Genomic DNA, 18,413 nt, shown 5'->3' with positions numbered 1-18,413 from the left:
AACACTCACGAGCCGTGGGGTCAGTGGCTCGTCGCCTTCTGGTAGCAGCGCACCGAAAGCGGTACGAAGACCGCCAGCAGCACCACGATCCACAGCACCGACGCCAGCACCGCGTGCTGCATCGGCCAGACGTCGTGCGGGGGCAGGGCCGGGCTCGTGTTGCCGAACAGGTCCCGCGACGCCTGCGTGATCGCCGAGATCGGGTTCCAGTCGGCGATCACCCGCAGCGGTGTGGGCAGCCGGCCGCTGTCGACGAACGTGTTGGCCAGGAACGTCAGCGGGAAGATCGCGATGCTCGAGACGTTGTTGAACACCTCGGGTTTGCGCACGGCCAGCCCGATCGTCCCCATCACCCACGACAGCGCGTAGGCGAAGGCGAGCAGCAGGAGCACGCCGCCCAGCGCCTCGAAGACGCCGGTGTGGATGCGCCAGCCGACCAGCAGCCCGACCAGGCCCATGATGAGCAGGCTCGTCACGTTGAGGATCAGGTCGGCGGTGGTCCGCCCGATCAGCACCGCGGCGGGGGACATCGGCAGCGAGCGGAACCGGTCGATGATGCCCTTCTGCAGGTCGTCGGTCAGGCCGTAGCCGGTGACGATGCTGCCCATGGCCACCGCGAGGGTGAAGATCCCCGGCAGCATGAACTCGCGGTAGGACAGGCCGGGGATGTCGATCACGCTGCCGAACACGTAACCGAAGAGCAGCACGAACATCACCGGCAGGAACACGATGGACCCGAGCAGGTCCAGCGACCGGACGATCTTGATCGAGTTCCGCTTGGCGACGGTGACGCCGTCGGTCACGGCCAGTTGCACCGCGTTCATCACACGGCCTCCTTCGCGGGTTCGGTCACGTCATGACCGGTGAGGGTGAGGAAAACGTCGTCGAGGGTGGGACGCCGGAGGCCGACGTCGCGGACGTCGACGCCGTCGGCGGAGAGCAGGGCCAGCGCTTCGGTAAGCGCTTTCGCGCCGTGGGTCACGGGCACGGTGAGCCGGAACCCGTCGGCCTGCGGCTCGCCGCCGCCCAGCCCGGCCAGCGTCGCCCGCGCGCGGGCGACGTCGTCGTGGGTGCCGACGGTCAGCTCGATCCGCTCGCCACCGACGAGGTCCTTGAGCTCGTCGGAGGTGCCGCGGGCGATCACGCGGCCGTGGTCGACGACGGCGATGCTGTCGGCGAGCCGGTCGGCCTCCTCGAGGTACTGCGTGGTGAGCAGCAGCGTCGTGCCGCCCGAGACCAGCTCGGTGATGACGTCCCACAGGTCCGTGCGGGCCCGCGGGTCGAGCCCGGTCGTGGGCTCGTCGAGGAACAGCACCGGCGGGTTGGCCACGAGCGCGCCGGCCAGGTCGAGCCGGCGCCGCATGCCGCCCGAGTAGCCCTTCACCGGGCGGTCGGCGGCGGCTTCGAGGTCGAACCGGGCCAGCAGCTCCCGGCCGCGGGCCTTCGCGCGCTTGGTGCCGAGGTGGTAGAGCCGCCCGACCATCTCGAGGTTCTCGGCCCCGGTCAGCTCCAGGTCGACGGCGGCGTACTGCCCGGACGCGCCGATGTGCGACCGCAGCGCGTGCGCGTCCCGCACGACGTCGAACCCGGCGACCGTGGCGTGGCCGGCGTCCGGCTTCTGCAGCGTCGTGAGGATCTGGACGGTGGTGGTCTTCCCGGCGCCGTTCGGCCCCAGCACCCCGAGCACGGTGCCTTCCGGCACCCGCAGCGACATGCCGTCGAGCGCGGTCACACCGCCGTACTTCTTGACGAGTCCTTCGGCCACGATGGCGTCTGGCATCGGATTCCCCTTCTGTTTCAACGAAAGTTCAGGCGCGGCGGATGACGATGTCGCCGGTGTAGCTGCGGGCCTTGATCTGAACCGTCTCGGCGGTCCCGCTGGGCCCGTCGGACGCGGCGAGCGAGTTGCGCACGGCCCCGGTCAGCGAGCTGAGCTCGAGCCACGCGGCGCTGCCCTCGCGGATGCCGACCTCGATCTCGCCGACCGCGGTGTCGAGCACGACGGCGTCGCGGATGACCTCGCCGATCCGGACGTCGCCGGCGGCCGTCTTCGCGTGCACCCCGGCGTGGGCGAGGTCGACGAGGATGTCGCCGTTGGCGGTGGAGACCCGCAGGTCGCCGGTGACCTCGCCGACGCGGGTCTCGCCGTTGGAGTTCTTCAGCTCGGCGGTGCCGTCGATCTCGCGGATCCGCAGCTCGCCGGTGCCGGTGCCGAGCTCGGCGTGCCCGGTGGCGCGGCCGACGAAGATGTCGCCGGTCGCCGTGTTCGCCTCGATCCGGGAGGCCTCGTCGACGTGGATGTTGCCCACGGACGTCTTGACGCGGCTGTCGCCGACGCGGCCGGACACGTGGTAGTCGCCCATGGCGGAGACCGCCCGGACCCGGGAGCCGGCCGGCAGCTCGACCGTGACGTGCAGCGCGCCGCCCTTGCCGAACAGCTTGGTGGTGTACTTCGGGCCCTTGACCAGCAGCACGCCGTCGGTGAACTCGACGCGGGTGCGACCGGCGGCCTTGATGTCGTCGTTGTCGGACGGGTCGGCCGGCTCGACCTCGACGGTGGTCTCGGTGCGCTCGCCGGCGACGATCCGGACGTCGGCGACGCTGACGTCGATCGTGGCGGTGATCGGTTCGGGGGTGGCGAAAACAGGCATGGCTGTGCCCTCCTGGGCAGTTCGGGTGACGTCTCCGCAGGTCGGAGCCGTGAAGGAAGAAGAAGGGTTACTGAACCCAGCCGGTGTACTTGTCGCCGTAGACCGACCGCTGCCGGGGCTGGGCGCTCCCGGAACCGAGCGCGGCGTTCGCGGCCCGGACCAGCCAGGCGTTGGTGGAGAGCCGGTCCCGGTTCGCCGCCTCCTCGACGCGCTGCTTGAGCTGCTCGGGCAGGCGCAGGTTGATCCGGGAGACGGTGCCGTCGTCCGGCTCGGACGGCGGCGGCGGGGTCTGCTGGGGCGCCGGCTCGGGTGCGGTGGGCAGCGAGACGGCGAATTCGGCGTCCCGGCGGCGAAGGCGGACTTCGACCGAGCCGGGTGCGAGGTCGCGGGTGATCTCGTCGGCCGCGGCCGACAGGGCGTCGAGCAGGGTCAGCCGGATCGCCGACTCGAGCGGCGCGGTGAGCCGCTCGGCGAGGGCGACGGCTTCTTCGCCCGCCGACTCGGCGGCGACCGCGAGCTCCCGCCGGAGTTCGTCTACGAAGGGCGTCAGGTCCATGGCACAACTATGGCGCCATCGTGGCACCACGACAACCCTGAATTGGCACCCTTAGGGGTCAGAAGTGGTGCCAAATGAGTAAAAGCCCAGCTCAGGCCGGTTCGATGCGCTCCAGCAGCTCGTCCAGGAAGCCGCAGGCTTCGGCGGCGGCCCGGTCCGCGTCGCGCTCGGCGATGGCGTCCGCGAGGCCTTCGTGGCCGATCTCGGGCATGTGTCCGGCGCCCGGCGTGATGGTGGACGTCGCCGCGACACTCGCCGTGATGACCTCGGTCAGCCCGCGGTACAGCTCGGTGAGCAGCCGGTTGTGGCCGCTGCGGACGACCGCGCAGTGGAATTCGGCGTCGGTGCGCACGAAGTCCGGCCAGCGACCTTCGCTCAGCTCGACCTCGCGGCGGGCCAGCAGCGCGCGCAGCTCCGCGACGTCTTCGTCGGTCCGCTCGGCTGCGGCGAGCCGGGCGCCCTCGACCTCGAGGGTGCGCCGGACCTGCAGCACCTCGCGCAGTTCGTCGCCGCACAGCCGGCGGATCGCGCCGGAGACCTCGCTGGTCGCGCGCACGTAAGTGCCGTCGCCCTGGCGGACCTCGAAGATGCCGGTGTGCGCGAGGGCGCGCACGGCCTCGCGGATGGTGTTGCGGCCGACGCCGAGCTGGTCGCCCAGCTCGACCTCGGTGGGGATGCGCTCGCCGATCGGCCATTCGCCCTGCGTGACGGCGGTCCGCAGCTGCTCGATGACCTGGTCGACCAAGCCTGTCCGCCGGGTGGTGGCCAGAGGCACAGGAATTATCCCTTCATCCAATCATCCTACGTATGAGATAGTAGCTCGTATGCCCGTCGAATCCCGTGAATCAGCACTCGAACCCGAGCTGGACGGCGCGATCGAGACGCGCACGCCCGGCGTGGTCGCCGGCGGCGCGCTGCTCGCGGTCGCCGTGGTGCTCACGGCGCTCAACCTGCGCCCGGCCATCACCGGAGTCGGCCCGATGCTCGCCGAAATGCGCGCCGGCCTGGGCGCGTCCGTGCTCTGGGCGGGCGTGCTGACGACGTTGCCGACCCTCTGCTTCGCCGGCGCCGGGCTCGCCGCGCCGCTGCTCGCCCGTCGCGCCGGGATCGGCGCCGCCATCGCGGTCGCGCTGACCGCGATCGCCGCCGGGCTCGTGCTGCGCGTGCTCGACGGCCCGTACGTGGTGCTCGGCGGGACGCTCGTCGCGACCGCCGGGATCGCCCTGATCAACGTGCTCATCCCGGTCGTCATCAAGGGCTCCTTCCCGGCTCGGATCGGCCTGATGACCGGCGTCTACACCGCCGCTCTGCAGGGCGGCGGCGCGCTCGGGTCGGCCGTGACCCCGCAGCTGGGCGACGCCTTCGGCGGCTGGCGCCCGGCGCTCGGCAGCTGGGCGGTGGTGGCCGTCGTCGCGCTCGCCGCGTGGATTCTCGCAGCCCGCGGCACCGGCCGGGCACCGCGTCACGCCGACGCCGCCGAGGGCGGCCGCTCGCTGCTGCGCAACCGGCTGGCCTGGATCGTCACGGCCTTCTTCGGCCTCCAAGCCTTCTACGCCTACGCGGCGATGGGCTGGTTCCCGCAGGTGCTGATGGACGCCGGTGTCTCGCGCGACCACGCGGGCCTGTTGTTCGGCCTGGTTTCGCTGATCGCCGTGCCGATCAGCCTGGTCGTGGCGCCGATGGCGGCCCGGCAGCGCGGCCAGGGCGCGTGGATCGTGGCGTTCGGCGTGTTCGGCCTGGCCGGGACGGCCGGGCTGATGCTCGCCCCGGCGTGGTCGCCGCTGCTGTGGAGCGTGCTGATCGGCCTCGGGATGAGCGTCTTCTCGCTGGCCCTGACGGTGATCGCGTTGCGCGCGAAGACCGGCGGCGACACCGCCCGGCTGTCCGGGATGGCCCAGGGCTTCGGCTACCTGTTCGCCGCGCTCGGCCCGTTCCTCTTCGGCTTGCTGCACGACCTCGCGGGCGGTTGGACCGTGCCGCTGGCGATGCTGCTGGGCCTGCTCGTGGTGCAGATGGGCTTCGGCGCACTCGCGGGACGCCACCGGTTCGTCTGATTCTTAACAGTTAATACCGTTCTCGGCCGTTCGGCGGCTTAAGATCGTTCGATGGCGGTTCCGTCGCCGGCCCTCGGGACGTTGCTGCGCACCGGCCCGTTCGATGCGGCCCTGCGCGCGGCGATCCGCGCCCGCGGCCTGAGTCTCGACCGCCTGCGCGAACACCTGCACGCCCGCGGCGTCTCGGTCACGACGGCGACGTTGAGCTATTGGCAGTCCGGGCGCAGCCGCCCGCAGCGGCGGGACTCGGTGCGCGGGGTGCGGCAGCTCGAAGTCGTCCTCGACGTGCCGCCGGGGTCGCTCGTCGCGCTGCTCGGCTCGCCGCGGTCACGCCGGTCCACGGCCGCCGAGATGGGCCGGTTCTGGCCGGACGGTGGGCGCATCGACGCCGCGGTGTCCGATGTGGACACCCGGTGGGACGAGCGGCTGACCCGGATCAGCCAGCACGACGTCGTGACGGTCGGCCCGGATCGCGAGGAGCTGGAGTTCCATTCGCGGCAGGTGCTGCGCGCCGAGGCGGACGGCCCGGACCGCTGGGTGGTCATCCTGCACCTCGACGAGCACGACCGGCCGCTGCCGGAGGTGCGTTCCCTGCGCGGCTGCCAGGCTGGGCGCAGCGTGCACAAGCCGGAAGACGGCCTGCTCGTCGTCGAACTGCTCTTCGGCCGGCCGCTCGTCCGAGGCGAAACGGTGATCACCGAGCACACGCTCGTGAATCGCGCGCCGCATCCGCTGGCGACGAACTACGAACGCAAGTTCCGGCTCCCGGTCCGCGAATACGTGCTCGAAATCCGCTTCGACCCGGCGGCGGTACCCGCGGTGTGCCGGCGGATCGTGGAACACGACGGCCAGCCGGCCGAATACACCGACGTCGTCCCGGAATCCGGTGCGGTCCACGGCGTCGCGCTCACTTTCGGGCCCGGCCGTTACGGTTTCGATTGGGAATGGGACGCCAGTTAACTGTTAAGGCCCTGCGGATCTTCAATTCGGTGTTCTCCGGGATCTACCGTCGGCGAATCGAATCCCGATCCGAGGAGAACCTCATGCGCAGACTGGTTTCCGTCGCGGGTGTCGCCGCGCTCGCCGCATTGGGACTGGGCTTCCAGCCCGCTCAAGCCGCGCCACCGGCACCGCCGGCCCATCCGCAGGCCGAGGTCGACGGCGTCGCGGCCGCGTTCGGCCTGTCCGCGGACCAGGCCCGGACCCGCCTCGCCGCCCAGGACGACGCCCACCGCCTGGCCGCCGCGCTGCCGACCGCCGTCCGGCAGCAGTCGGCGGGGGAGTGGTTCGACGCGGCCGCCGGGAAGCTGACCGTCGCCGTCACGACGCCGGCCGCCGCGGACCAGGTCCGCGCCACCGGGGCCGCGGCGCAGGTCGTGGCCCGCAGCCAGGCCGAGCTGGACCGCACCGACGCGGCCGTCCGCGCGCTGGTCGGCAAGGGGGTGCCCGGCGTCTACGGCTGGGGCGTCGACGTCCGGAACAACGAGGTCGGCGTCTCCGTCGACCGCACGAAGAAGACGGCCGCGACGGAGAGTTTCCTCTCCAGCGTCAAGGAAATCGGCGTCCGGATCACCGAGACGACGACGTCGCCGAAGCAGCAGTCGGGCACGATCCAGACCGGCAACCCGTGGTGGCCGGGCAGCGAATCGAACTGCTCGGTCGGCTTCCCCGTCACGGATTCCAGCGGTGCCAAGCACTTCCTGACCGCCGGGCACTGCACGAACGACAGCAACCAGGCCGCCTACGGCGCTTCGGGCCAGCAGAACAAGGTCGGTACGTCGAACGTCGGCGGCACGCACAGCGTCAACGGCCAGGAAGGCGACATGGGCCTCGTCGCGGTGACGGAGGCGGGCTGGAACCTCTCGGCGTCGGTCAACACCTGGGGCCAGCCGGCGGTCACGCTCTCCGGCGCGGCCGAGGCCATGGTCGGCGACAGCGTCTGCCACTCCGGCAACACTTCGCACTGGCAGTGCGGCGAAGTGAAGTACACGCACAAGTCCGCCGACTACGGCAACGGCCTCATCATCGGCGACCTGACCTGGACGACGGCGTGTTCGCTCGGCGGCGACTCCGGCGGCGGCTGGCTGCTCGGCAGCAAGGCCACCGGCCTGCACGACGGCGGCCCGTCGCAGTGCGTCCAGAACCCGAGCGACGGCGACATGTCGCTGTTCCAGCCGGTGATCGAGGCGCTGAACAAGTGGCAGCTCTCGCTGGTCACCAGCGGCGGCACCGGTGACACGACGGCGCCGAGCGCGCCGGGCAACCCGCGGTCCACCGGCACGACGTCGAGCAGCGTTTCGCTCGCCTGGGACGCGTCGACGGACAACACCGGCGTCACCGGCTACGACGTCTACAACGGTTCCGCGCTCGCCACGAGCGTGGCGGGCACCAGCGCCACGGTCTCCGGGCTCAACCCGGACACGGCGTACTCCTTCACGGTCAAGGCGAAGGACGCCGCCGGGAACGCGTCCGCGGCCAGCGCGGCTGTCAGCGCGCGGACCCAAGCGGGTGGCGGCGGCTCCCGCACGCTGACCAACGACACCGACTACGCGATCCGTGATTACCAGCAGGTGCTCAGCCCGATCAGCTCGACGCTGACCGGCAGCGCGGCCGCCTCGATCGGCGTCTCGCTGACCATCCGCCACACGTGCGCCGAAGACCTCGGCATCACGCTGCTGGACCCGAAGGGCAAGGCGTACGCGCTCAAGTACAGCGGCGGCAGCACCTGCACGCCGTGGAGCGGCGCCCGGACGTTCACCGTCCCGGCGACGGCGTCGTCCCCGGCGGCCGGCAAGTGGCAGCTGCGCGTGACCGACTACGGCCCCGGCGACACCGGGACCCTCGACACCTGGTCGATCACGCTCTAGGGGCTCCCGCGGGCCGGGCGGTCACCCCGCCCGGCCCGTGGTGACTCAGTCCAGGGGCAGGTTGAGCAGGGCGTTCTCGATCAGCTCCGGCATGGCCGGGTGGATCCAGTACTGCCCACGCGCCATCGCGTGCGCGTCCAGGCCGAAGCTCATCGCCTGGATCAGCGGCTGGATGACGCTCGACGCCTGCGGTCCGATGATGTGCGCGCCGAGCAGCTGCCCGGTGGCGGGGTCGGCGAGCAGCTTCGCGAAGCCGGTGGTGTCCTCCATGGCCCAGCCGTAGGCGATCCCGGCGTAGTCCTGCTTCGAAACCACGTAGGAAACGCCCTGCTCGCGCGCCTTCTGCTCGGTGAGCCCGACGGACGCGATCTGCGGGTGGGTGAACACGGCGTGCGGCACGAACCGGTGGTCGGCCTCGATCCGCTCGTCCGGGTCCAGCAGGTTGTGCTGCACCACCCGGGCTTCGTGGTTCGCGACGTGCTTCAGCTCGTGCGGCGAGGAGAGGTCGCCGAGCGCGTAGATGCCCTCGACGGCGGTCTCCTGGTAGTCGTCGACCACGACGTGCCCACTGTCCACTGTGGTCACTCCGGTGGCGGCGACGTCGAGCAGGTCGGAGTTCGGCTTGCGGCCGGTCGCGACGAGCAGCAGGTCGGCCTCGACGGTCTCGGCGCCCTGCGGCCCTTCGAGGTCCAGCGCGACGCCGTCGGCCGTCTTGCGCGCCCGCACGGTCTTGCGCTCCAGCCGGACGTCGAAGCGTTCCGACGCCAGCTCGGTGAAGCGGGCGCTGACGTCCTCGTCCTCCGAGCGCAGCAGCCGCGCGGACCGGTTGACCAGCGTGACCCGCACGCCGAACGACGCGAAGACGTGCGCGAACTCGGCCGCGATGTACCCGCCGCCGAGGATGACGATGCGCTCGGGCAGCTCGTCGAGCCGCATCACCGTGTCGGAGGTGTAGTAGCCGGTTTCCTCGATGCCGGGGATGTCCGGGATCACCGGACGGCCACCCGCCGCGAGCACGAACCGGTCGGCGGTCAGCACCTCGTCCGGACGCCCGTCGGGGAACGTGACGCGCAGTTCCTTGGTCCCGGTGAAGCGCCCGGTGCCCTCGTAGACGTCGACGTTCTTGTTGTCCTCGTGGCTGCGGCGGTACTCCGCGCCGCCGGCGGCGATCGGGTCGATGCGGCCGAAGACGCGGTCGCGGATGTCGCGCCAGCGCACGCCCTTGAGCTCTTCGTCGACGCCGTACTTCGCGCTCTCGGCGGGCGTGTAGGCGACGTCGGCGGCGTAGACGAACATCTTCGTCGGGATGCAGCCGACATTCAGGCAGGTCCCGCCGAAGGTGCCCTTCTCCACGATGGCCGTCTTCTTGCCGGCGAAATCGGGGCCGAGGATCGAGTTCCCCGATCCCGTCCCGACGATCACCAGGTCGTAGTGGGGCACTTCATCCTCCGCGGGCTCGTTCCGGTCGGTTCACCCTAGCCAACCTGCCGCGTGGAGCAGGTGTTCCCGCGTGTGCTTAACGTCGTATTACGTACTCAGTGCCCATTGGCCGTGAAGTGCATCCGGTCCTTCGGGCTGGTCCACGCCCCACCCCAGCTCCAGCCGATCGCCGCGAACGCGCGGACGGTGGCGTCGCCGGCCAGGACCATGCCGGGGCGTTTCCGCGAGCGGTCGACGTAGGCCGAAGCCAGCTCGGGCAGCACCAGATCGCCCTGGGTGTAGGGGTTGCAGAACGGGTTGACGTCCACCGCCAGCCCGTAGGCGTGCGCTGACCAGGTCGTCTGGCCGCGCGCCGGGCGGCAGACGAACGCGCTGGTCGAGTTGCCGTCGCCGGTGGGCGCCAGGGTCAGCTCGGCCGGGCTGGTCACGCGCATTTCCTCCAGGGGGAAGTGCGCGGCGAAGAGCTTCCCGAACGCCTTCGTGATCCCGGCGGCGCCGGACGCGTTCACCAGCATCTCGCCGGTGTGCGCGCGGCCGTCGAACCCCCAGAACGCGATCGTGAGGTAGCGCAGGTCGGTGGCCTTGACCGGGCACGCGGCCTGCCAGGTGCTGCGCGCGAGGACGGCGGCGGGCACGACGCTGATCGTCGAGGCGTAGACGCTCCCGGCCGGCGGGGGAAGAACGTCTTTTGTCGGAAGTGCCCGATTCACCAGTTCGGGTGGCGTCGGTTCGATCTCGCCGAAGCCGTCGGAACGCAGGGGGAGCGGGTGGGCACCCGCCTGCCAGGTGACAACGGGCGCGCTCGACGTCTTCGGCGGCGCCGGTTTCACCGGGGAGGGGGGTTTGGACACGGTCGTCGTGACCGGCGTCGCGGCGACCGGCTGGGGCGCCGAGGGGACCTCCGACGTGCAGGCGGCCAGCGTGACGGCCATGACCGTCCCGAGCGCCGCCGTCGCTGTCCGTCGCATTCCGCAAGCTTGACATAAACGGTCGGTGAGCGCGGAGTCCACCCGTTTCAGTGACACCGCTTCGGGCTCACTCCGATTAGGGTATTCAGGGCCACCTGTTCACGCTGTGGAGTCGCGTGAGTGCCGTGCGCAGTGCCTTTGCCTGGTGTTCGAAGAGGGGAACGACCCATGTCCGTGAACTCCCGCCGATCCCTGCTGCTCGTGAGCGGCGCGCTCCTCGCGGTCGCGGCGGTCGCCGTCCCGGTCGTGGTGAACACGGCTTCGGCGGACCCGGCGTCCGCCAACCAGCCCCGGATCGTCGGCGGCAACAAGGCTTCGCTCGACGACCACCCGTACGCGGTGTACCTCGCTGACCCGGGCGGGAACCAGTACTGCGGCGCGGTGATCGTCAGCTCCACGGCGGTCGCGACGGCGGCGCACTGCGCGAAAGCCGTGGCGAAGCAGGACGTCCGCGTGGTGGCCGGGCGCGAGGACAAGCGCACCGGTGACGGCCAGGTGCTGAGCGTGTCGAAGATCTGGATCAGCAAGGGGTACAGCGACCCGACGGCGGGCAACGACGTCGCGGTGCTGACCGTGCGCGGCCAGCTCGGCTACCGGCCCGCGAAGCTGCCCGACAGCGGCGATTCGGCGTCCTACCGCGAAGGCACGCAGGCGACGGTGCTCGGCTGGGGCCGCGTCGCCGACGGCGGCGACCGGTCCGATTACCTGCGCAGCGCCCAGGTCCCGGTGATCGGCGACAAGGACTGCAACTCCGACTACGACGTCTACGACCCGAAGACCATGGTGTGCGCGGGTTACGCCGACGGCGGCGTGGACGCGTGCCAGGGCGACTCCGGCGGCCCGCTGGTCGTCGGCGACACCCTGATCGGCCTGGTGTCCTTCGGCGACGGTTGCGGCAAGGCCGGCAAGCCGGGCGTCTACACGCGGGTTTCGGCGTACGTCAACGACATCCAGCAACAGGCCAACCCGCGCCTGCTCGGCTGAGCGTGGTAAGCAGGGGTATGCCGACCCTGCACGACGCGACCGGCCCGGAGCTGACCGCTGCCCAGCTGCACGACATCCTGCGCCTGCGGGTTGACGTCTTCGTGGTGGAGCAGAAGGCCGCGTACCCGGAACTGGACGGCCGCGACCTGCTGCCGGACACCCGCCACCTCTGGTTCTCGGACGACAACGGGGTTACGTCCTACCTGCGAGTCCTGCTGGACCCAGGCGGCATCCGCCGCATCGGCCGGGTGGTCACGGCCGCCCAGTCCCGAGGTCAGGGCCTGGCAGCCCGCCTGATGGACGCGGCCCTCACGATCCCCGCCGAGTACGTCTTGGACGCCCAGACGTACGTCCAGGGTTTCTACGCGCGCTACGGCTTCGCCGCAGAAGGCCCCGAGTACACGGACGACGACGGAATCCCCCACATCCGCATGCGCCGCCCCGCCTAACGGCGAGTCCCGCCCCCAATCACGCGAGTCCCGCCCCCAGACACGCGACTCACGTCCCGAATCACGCGAGTGTCGACTTCGCAATCACGCGAGTCGACCCTTCAATCACGCGTGATGCCTCTCCAATCACGCGTGATGCCCGCTGGAGCACGCGAACCGACCCTCCAGGTACGCGAGCCGACCCTCCAGGTACGCGAGCCGACCCTCTGGGTACGCGAACCGACCGTTCCGGTACGGCTCAGTCGGTCGCACCGCGCGGCGCGGTCGCCGTGATCACCTTCACGGCACGGTCCACATCGGACTCCGTGAGGTCGGCACGCACCGTCAGCCGCAGCCGTGAGATGCCGTCCGGCACCGACGGCGGCCGGAAGCACCCGACGCGGATGCCCTGCTCGGCGCACGCCGCGGCCCACGCGACGGCCGTCTCCGCGGACGGCGCCTGCACCGAGATCACGGCGGCGTCCGGCACGCTCGCCTTCAGCCCCGCCGCCTTCAGCTGCATCGCGAGGTTCCCGGCGTTCTCCTGGACCTTCTCCGCCAGCCCCGGCTCTTCCTTCAGCGCGTGCAACGCGGCGAGCGCGGCGGCGGCGCTGGCCGGCGCGAGCGCGGTGTCGAAGATGAAACTGCGCGCGGTGTCGATGAGGTGCTTGATCACGCGACGCGGCCCGAGCACGGCCCCGCCCTGCGCGCCGAGGGCCTTCGAGAGCGTCAACGTCGTGACGACGTCGGGGGCGCCCGCGAGCCCGGCGGCGTGGACCGCGCCGCGCCCGCCTTCACCCAGGACGCCGAAGCCGTGCGCGTCGTCGACCAGCAGGCCGGCGCTGTGTTCGCGGCAGATCCCGGCCAGCTCGTCGAGCGGGGCGAGGTCGCCGTCCACCGAGAACACCGAGTCGGTCACCACCAGGGCCCGCGGCTTGCGCCGGGTCGCCAGCGCGTTCTTGATCGCGGACGGCGACGCGTGCGCGACGGCGGCGATGTCCGCCCGCGACAGCCGGCAGCCCTCGATGAGCGACGCGTGGATGTACTTGTCGGTGACGATCGCGGCTTCGCTGCCGGACAACGCCGTCACCGCGCCGAGGTTGGCCGTGAAGCCCGACGAGAACACGAGCGCGGCCTGCACGCCGCAGAACCGGGCGAGCTCCATCTCCAGCTCGGTGTGCAACTCGGTCGAGCCCGTCACCAGCCGTGAGCCGGTCGAGCCTGCGCCCCACCGCAGCGCGGCGGCCGCGGCGGCCCCGGCGACGCGCTTATCGTGCGCCAGCCCGAGGTAGTCGTTGCCGGCGAGATCCAGCTCGTCGGTCTTGGCGGGGCGTGGCCGCAACTGCCGCACCAGTCCCGCGCCCGCACGCTTTTCCGCCTCGACGTCGAGCCAGTCGAAAACCTCGTCGGGCGGAAGTGTCGGCGGCGTAGTCACATCCCGCAGTCTCCCACCCGGGCCTCGCGCGGCCGTGAAGCGGGCCTGGAAACGCCGGAAGCCCCGTACCGGCGAGTGCCGGCCCGGGGCCTCCGGGAGAAATCAGCTGTCGTAGCCGCGACGCGGGCCACGGCTCGGCCGGCCGTAGCCGCCACCGCCGCCCGAGCGCGGCTGACGGCCACGGCCGCTGAAGCCACCGGAGCGGCCTTCGTGCGAGCCCTGGCTGTAGCCGCCACGGTCGCCACCGCGGTCACGGTCGCCGGCGTAGCCGCCACCGCTGCCGGCGTGGCTGCTGCTGCTGCTGCCGCCACTGCCGCCGCGGTAACCGCCACGGCTCGAACCGCCGAAGCTGCCGCGGTCGCCGCGGAAGCCACCGCCGCCGCCACCGCGACGCGGGCTCTCGCGCCGACGCTCGATGACCGGCTCGCCGCTGGGCTCGCGGGCACCGGTGATGCGGGTCAGCGCGTCGTCACCCGGACGGACCATCGTGGACTCGGCGCGGACGCCGGCCCGGTCGGTCATCCGCTTGACCATGCGGCGCTGGTCGTTGGTGACCACCGTGACGACGACCCCGGACGCCCCGGCGCGCGCCGTGCGGCCCGCGCGGTGGAGGTAGTCCTTGTGGTCGGCCGCCGGGTCGACGTGCAGCACCAGCGAGATGTCGTCGACGTGGATGCCGCGCGCGGCGACGTCCGTGGCGACCAGCACCGGGGTGTGGCCTTCCTTGAAGTCCGCGAGCACCCGGTTGCGCTGACCCTGGGTTTTGCCACCGTGCAACGCCGCCGCGTTGACACCCTGCTCACGCAGGCGCTCGGCGAGGCGGTCCACGTGGTGCTTGGTGCGCACGAACATGATCGTGCGGCCCTCACGGGCACCGATGTGGGTGATGACGTCCTGCTTGTCCTGGTGTGAGACCTGCAGCACGTGGTGGTCCATGGTGGTGACGCTCGCGGTCGACGGCGCGACCGAGTGCGTGACTGGGTCGCTCAGGTACTGCCGCACGAGGCGGTTGACGTCACCGTCGAGCGTCGCCGAGAACAGCAGCCGCTGCCCGCCCGGAGGGGTGAGGTCCATGATCTCGCGGACCTGCGGCATGAAGCCCATGTCGGCCATCTGGTCGGCTTCGTCGAGGGCGATGAAGTTGCAGTCGCCCAGGTGCGCGGTGCCCTGCCGGACGTGGTCCGACAGCCGCCCCGGGGTGGCGATCAGCAGGTCGACGCCACGGGCGAGCGCGTCGGCCTGGCGGGCGAAGGCCATGCCGCCGACGGCGGTGCGGCACCACAGGCCGAGGGACTTGGCCAGCGGGGTCAGCGAGTCGGCCACCTGCATGGCCAGCTCGCGGGTCGGCACCAGGATCAGCGCGCGGGGGCGCTTCGGGCGGGCCTTGCCGTCGGCGAGCCGGGCCAGCATGGCCAGGCCGAAGGCGAGGGTCTTGCCGGAACCGGTCTGGGCGCGGCCGAGCACGTCGCGGCCGGCCAGGGCGTCCGGGATGGTCGCGGACTGGATCGGGAACGGGCTGTTGATGCCGGCCTCGGCCAGCGCGCGGAGCAGCGGCTCCGGCAGGCCCAGCTCGGCGAAAGTCCTGGTCTCCACGGTCTCGACTGCGTCATCACGCAGCGTGTCCCCACCGGCGGGGCGCTGACGCGGCCGGCGGTCGGGACGGTCCGCGTGCGCGGACGTCGAGGTGGTACCAGAGTTGAACGTGACTGTCACAAATGCCTCTCGGACATGGTTCGTCACAAGGAGGCCCGGGCTCCCCGCGCGCAGGCAGGGCAAGATGGTGTGCGGTGGGCGTTCACAGGGACGGACCCCGGCGCACTGTGTCTTGTCGCTTTACGACACTGCGAGCCGCTTTGGGATTACGGATCACCGCGAGCCATTCGGTGGCTCTGGAGGCGACGGACACCAACTCATCCACGCCGCCGGTTGCGGTCTGTGCTTACTGTACCCGAGGTGGGGTCGGGACTACTCGTTGAGGTCACCTGTTGTGGGCGGCGTCGCAGACGTGTTCCACACCACATCCGCGACGCCGCCCCGCGATCACCCGATCCCGGCGTCGGACACGAGTTCCGCCAGCAGCTCATCGGGCCTGGTGACGTGCTCGCCGAGGCCCCGTGAGTGGAACCAGCCGGCCAGGTTGCGCACGTCACGCGCCAGGAAGTCGACCCCGCCCGGGTTGGCGACGACGTCGACGACCTGGGGCAGGTCGATCACCACCAGCCGCCCCCGGTGCACGAGCAGGTTGTACGCCGAGAGGTCACCGTGCGCGAGCCCCTCGGACGCGAGCAGCTCCAGTGCCGCGGTGGCCTGGAACCACAGGTCCTTCAGTTCGTCCGGTTCCGGACGGACCTGGGCCAGCCGGGGAGCCGCGGTCCCGTCGTCCTCGCCCAGGAACTCGAGCAGCAGTTCGGTCCCGTTGCGCTGGACGGGATAGGGCACCGGCGCCCCGATCGTCCACAAGCGACCCAGCGCGGCGAACTCCGCGACGGCCCACTGCTCGGCGATCAGGTTGCGGCCGAACGCGGTGCGCTGGGCCATGGCCCGGGTCTCGCGGGAGCGGCGCATCCGCCGTCCTTCGAGGTAGCCCGCGTCACGGTGGAACAGCTTGTGCTCGTCACTGCGGTACCGCTTCGCGGCGAGCAGCCCGCCGGGAGTGCCGGGCAGCCCGCGCCGCAGCAGGTGGACATCGGCCTCCTTACCGGTCTTGAGGACGCCGAGGTCGGTGTCGACCGCGGCGAGCTCGGTGACGACCCAGTCCGGCCGGGGCAGCGGGCCGTGCTCGGCGTCGTCCCAGGTCGACCAGCGATCGGCGCCGTCGGGCAGCTGGTTTTCGGTGTAGGCGTCGTCCCGCAGTTTCGCGAGCCGGACGCGTTCGCCTTCGGTCAGCCGCCCGCGCCGGGTGGGTTCGGGTTCGTCGTCGAACCGAGCACGCCGGGAGACCCGCTGGTCCGTTTCGTCCCCGACCCGCGCTCGGCGGCGCGAGGGCTGTAGGTCGTCTTCGTCCTCGAACGGCGTGTAGCGGTCCGAGGACTGCCAGTCGGGCTCCTCGTCGAGCCGCGAGGGCAGTCGGTCGCCTTCGTCGGCGAACCGCGAGAGGAGCGGGGTGCGGTGGTGGTCGTCGCCGCCGAACCGCTCGCGGCGGCGCGGAGGTCGTTCGTCGAATCGGTCGTGATCTTCGAAGTCGTGCAAGCGCACTGGTGGGTTCTCCTGGTTCAGGGATGCCCCACCGGGCGCGTGATCAGCCTCGGGGGGCGGGTGGGCTTGGGCGCAGACGGGCCCGCACAGTCATCACCACAGGCACCTCCCCGCTCGCTCACACCCCGGCTCCCTGCCGGACGTCTCCCAGCTTGCCCGGCCGCCCCGGCGCCGCGCAACCGAATTGCGCGAACGGTCCGTTCGTGCCCTTTCCTTGAATTCCGGCCGTCGCGGTGGTCACGATGATCAGGCAGGCCGAACGAGGAGGAGCGGGATGGATGCGTACGACGTCGTGGTCGTCGGTGGCGGGCACAACGGGCTGGTCGCGGCGGCCTACCTGGCGCGGGCCGGCCGGTCGGTCCTCGTGCTGGAGCGGCGGGGCGAGACCGGTGGCGCCGCGGTGTCGTTCCGCGCGTTCGACGGCGTCGACGTCCGGTTGTCGCGCTACTCGTACCTGGTCAGCCTGCTGCCCAGGAAGATCATCGCGGACCTCGGCCTGGACGTGACGCTGCGGCGGCGCCGTATGTCGTCGTACACGCCGTCCGGCGACTCGGGTCTCCTTGTCGACACGGGCGACGAAGGTCGGACCGCCGAGTCGTTCCGGGCGCTCACCGGCTCCGCCGCGGACTTCGCGGCGTGGCGCCGGTTCTACGAGCTGACCGGGCAAGTTGCCGAACGCACCTTCGGCACGCTCACCGAGCCTCTTCTGTCCGAAGTGGACTTCCGGGCCCGGGTCGGTGACGCCGAAGCGTGGTCGATGCTGTTCGAGCGGCCGATCGGCGAAGCGCTCACCTCGTGGTTCGGCGACGACACGGTGCGCGGCGTGGTGCTGACCGACGCGCTGATCGGCACGTTCGCCGCCGCCGATGCCGAGGACCTCCGGCAGAACCGCTGCCTGCTCTACCACGTGATCGGCAATGGGACGGGCGACTGGGACGTGCCGGTCGGCGGCATGGGCGCGGTCACCGGCTCGCTGGCCGCGGTGGCTTCCGCGGCGGGCGCGAAGCTCGTCACCGGCGCCGAGGTGCTGGCGATCGACCCCGGCGGCGAGGTGCGCTACCGGCACGCCGACGCCGAGCACATCGTGCGCGGCGGGCACGTCCTGGCGAACGTCGCACCGCCCACCCTGGCGCGGTTGCTGGGGGAGGAGAGCGCCGACCGGCCGGAAGGGGCGCAGCTGAAGGTGAACATGGTGCTGTCCCGGCTGCCGAAGCTGCGGGACCCGGGCGGCGACCCGGCCGAGGCGTTCGGCGGCACGTTCCACGTCAACGAGACCTTCACGCAGCTGGAGACGGCGTATCGCGAGGCGGCGGCGGGGAAGATCCCCACGCTGCCGCCGTGCGAGATCTACTGCCACTCGCTGACCGACCCGTCGATCCTGGGTCCGGCCGAGCGGGCGGCCGGCGTCCAGACGTTGACGTTGTTCGGCCTGCACATGCCCGCGCGGCTGTTCGAGGGACGCAACGACGAAGCGCGCGAAGAGGCGTTGCGCGCGACTATGGCGTCGCTGAACAGCGTGCTCGCCGAGCCGATCGAAGACTGCCTGCTGACCGGGCCGGACGGGAAACCGTGCGTGGAGGCGAAAACGCCGCTGGACCTGGAGGCCGAGCTCGGGCTGCCGGCCGGGCACATCTTCCACCGGGACCTGGCGTGGCCGTTCGCGGCGGACCCGGCGCAGGCCGGCCGCTGGGGCGTCGAGACGCCGCACGAGCGCGTGCTCTTGTGCGGCGCGGGAGCGGTGCGAGGAGGTGGTGTCAGCGGCATCCCCGGCCACAACGCGGCGATGGCCTTGCTGGGAAAGGGTTCCTGACCCGCGACCCGCACCGACGGCCGGT

At 71.5% G+C, this 18,413-nt stretch carries 16 protein-coding genes; 6 read left to right on the top strand and 10 right to left on the bottom strand.

All coding sequences use genetic code 11. From position 1 onward, the window contains the following. Positions 1-20: 20 nt before the first annotated feature. The 5 genes from OG570_RS00570 to OG570_RS00550 form a co-directional block, all read right to left on the bottom strand. Positions 21-824: an ABC transporter permease gene (locus OG570_RS00570; RefSeq protein WP_247062480.1), complete on the bottom strand. Its 804-nt coding sequence runs from the start codon at positions 822-824 to the stop codon at positions 21-23. Next, positions 824-1,780 (bottom strand): ATP-binding cassette domain-containing protein, encoded by a 957-nt coding sequence (locus tag OG570_RS00565; RefSeq protein WP_247062482.1) that lies wholly within the window; start codon positions 1,778-1,780, stop codon positions 824-826. Before OG570_RS00565 ends, OG570_RS00570 begins: the two co-directional genes overlap by 1 nt. Positions 1,781-1,808: 28 nt before the next feature. Continuing rightward, positions 1,809-2,651: a DUF4097 family beta strand repeat-containing protein gene (locus OG570_RS00560; protein WP_247062484.1), complete on the bottom strand. Its 843-nt coding sequence runs from the start codon at positions 2,649-2,651 to the stop codon at positions 1,809-1,811. Positions 2,652-2,718: 67 nt separating this feature from the next. Then, positions 2,719-3,207, bottom strand: a complete 489-nt coding sequence (locus OG570_RS00555) for a hypothetical protein (protein WP_326947230.1) — start codon at positions 3,205-3,207, stop codon at positions 2,719-2,721. Positions 3,208-3,298: 91 nt separating this feature from the next. Further along, a complete protein-coding gene (locus OG570_RS00550; RefSeq protein WP_326955186.1) occupies positions 3,299-3,982 on the bottom strand; it encodes a FadR/GntR family transcriptional regulator in 684 nt (227 codons plus the stop codon). Between the two features lie 49 nt (positions 3,983-4,031). Between OG570_RS00550 and OG570_RS00545 the strand changes: the two genes are divergently transcribed. From OG570_RS00545 to OG570_RS00535, 3 genes are all read left to right on the top strand, one after another. Continuing rightward, positions 4,032-5,261, top strand: a complete 1,230-nt coding sequence (locus OG570_RS00545; RefSeq protein WP_326955185.1) for a CynX/NimT family MFS transporter — start codon at positions 4,032-4,034, stop codon at positions 5,259-5,261. Positions 5,262-5,312: 51 nt separating this feature from the next. Continuing rightward, on the top strand, positions 5,313-6,221 hold the full coding sequence (locus OG570_RS00540; protein WP_326955184.1) for an XRE family transcriptional regulator: 909 nt from the start codon (positions 5,313-5,315) through the stop codon (positions 6,219-6,221). Between the two features lie 83 nt (positions 6,222-6,304). Continuing rightward, complete coding sequence (locus OG570_RS00535) at positions 6,305-8,128, top strand: proprotein convertase P-domain-containing protein (RefSeq protein ID WP_326955183.1); 1,824 nt, start codon at positions 6,305-6,307, stop codon at positions 8,126-8,128. A gap of 45 nt (positions 8,129-8,173) precedes the next feature. On the opposite strand, the gene OG570_RS00530 is transcribed toward OG570_RS00535, so the two are convergent. Both OG570_RS00530 and OG570_RS00525 read right to left on the bottom strand, forming a co-directional pair. After that, the gene (locus OG570_RS00530; RefSeq protein WP_326955182.1) at positions 8,174-9,568 is read right to left on the bottom strand and encodes a mycothione reductase; all 1,395 of its coding nucleotides are present in this window, start codon (positions 9,566-9,568) and stop codon (positions 8,174-8,176) included. 95 nt (positions 9,569-9,663) lie between these two features. Further along, positions 9,664-10,536: a M15 family metallopeptidase gene (locus OG570_RS00525; protein WP_326955181.1), complete on the bottom strand. Its 873-nt coding sequence runs from the start codon at positions 10,534-10,536 to the stop codon at positions 9,664-9,666. A gap of 168 nt (positions 10,537-10,704) precedes the next feature. Between OG570_RS00525 and OG570_RS00520 the strand changes: the two genes are divergently transcribed. Beyond that, on the top strand, positions 10,705-11,520 hold the full coding sequence (locus tag OG570_RS00520; RefSeq protein WP_326955180.1) for a S1 family peptidase: 816 nt from the start codon (positions 10,705-10,707) through the stop codon (positions 11,518-11,520). Between the two features lie 17 nt (positions 11,521-11,537). Next, positions 11,538-11,969 (top strand): GNAT family N-acetyltransferase, encoded by a 432-nt coding sequence (locus tag OG570_RS00515; protein WP_326955179.1) that lies wholly within the window; start codon positions 11,538-11,540, stop codon positions 11,967-11,969. 238 nt (positions 11,970-12,207) lie between these two features. On the opposite strand, the gene OG570_RS00510 is transcribed toward OG570_RS00515, so the two are convergent. From OG570_RS00510 to OG570_RS00500, 3 genes are all read right to left on the bottom strand, one after another. Further along, the gene (locus OG570_RS00510) at positions 12,208-13,383 is read right to left on the bottom strand and encodes an 8-amino-7-oxononanoate synthase (RefSeq protein ID WP_326955178.1); all 1,176 of its coding nucleotides are present in this window, start codon (positions 13,381-13,383) and stop codon (positions 12,208-12,210) included. Positions 13,384-13,485: 102 nt separating this feature from the next. Beyond that, positions 13,486-15,096: a DEAD/DEAH box helicase gene (locus OG570_RS00505; protein WP_326955177.1), complete on the bottom strand. Its 1,611-nt coding sequence runs from the start codon at positions 15,094-15,096 to the stop codon at positions 13,486-13,488. A 327-nt stretch (positions 15,097-15,423) separates the two neighbouring features. After that, positions 15,424-16,449 (bottom strand): serine protein kinase RIO, encoded by a 1,026-nt coding sequence (locus tag OG570_RS00500; RefSeq protein ID WP_442788306.1) that lies wholly within the window; start codon positions 16,447-16,449, stop codon positions 15,424-15,426. 403 nt (positions 16,450-16,852) lie between these two features. On the opposite strand from OG570_RS00500, the gene OG570_RS00495 reads away from it, so the two are divergent. Beyond that, positions 16,853-18,388 (top strand): phytoene desaturase family protein, encoded by a 1,536-nt coding sequence (locus OG570_RS00495; RefSeq protein ID WP_326955175.1) that lies wholly within the window; start codon positions 16,853-16,855, stop codon positions 18,386-18,388. Positions 18,389-18,413 lie beyond the last annotated feature (25 nt).

Origin of the sequence: Amycolatopsis sp. NBC_01286 (assembly GCF_035982555.1) — a bacterium.
Lineage (GTDB): Bacteria > Actinomycetota > Actinomycetes > Mycobacteriales > Pseudonocardiaceae > Amycolatopsis.
This window is presented reverse-complemented; position numbering and strand designations above follow the sequence as displayed.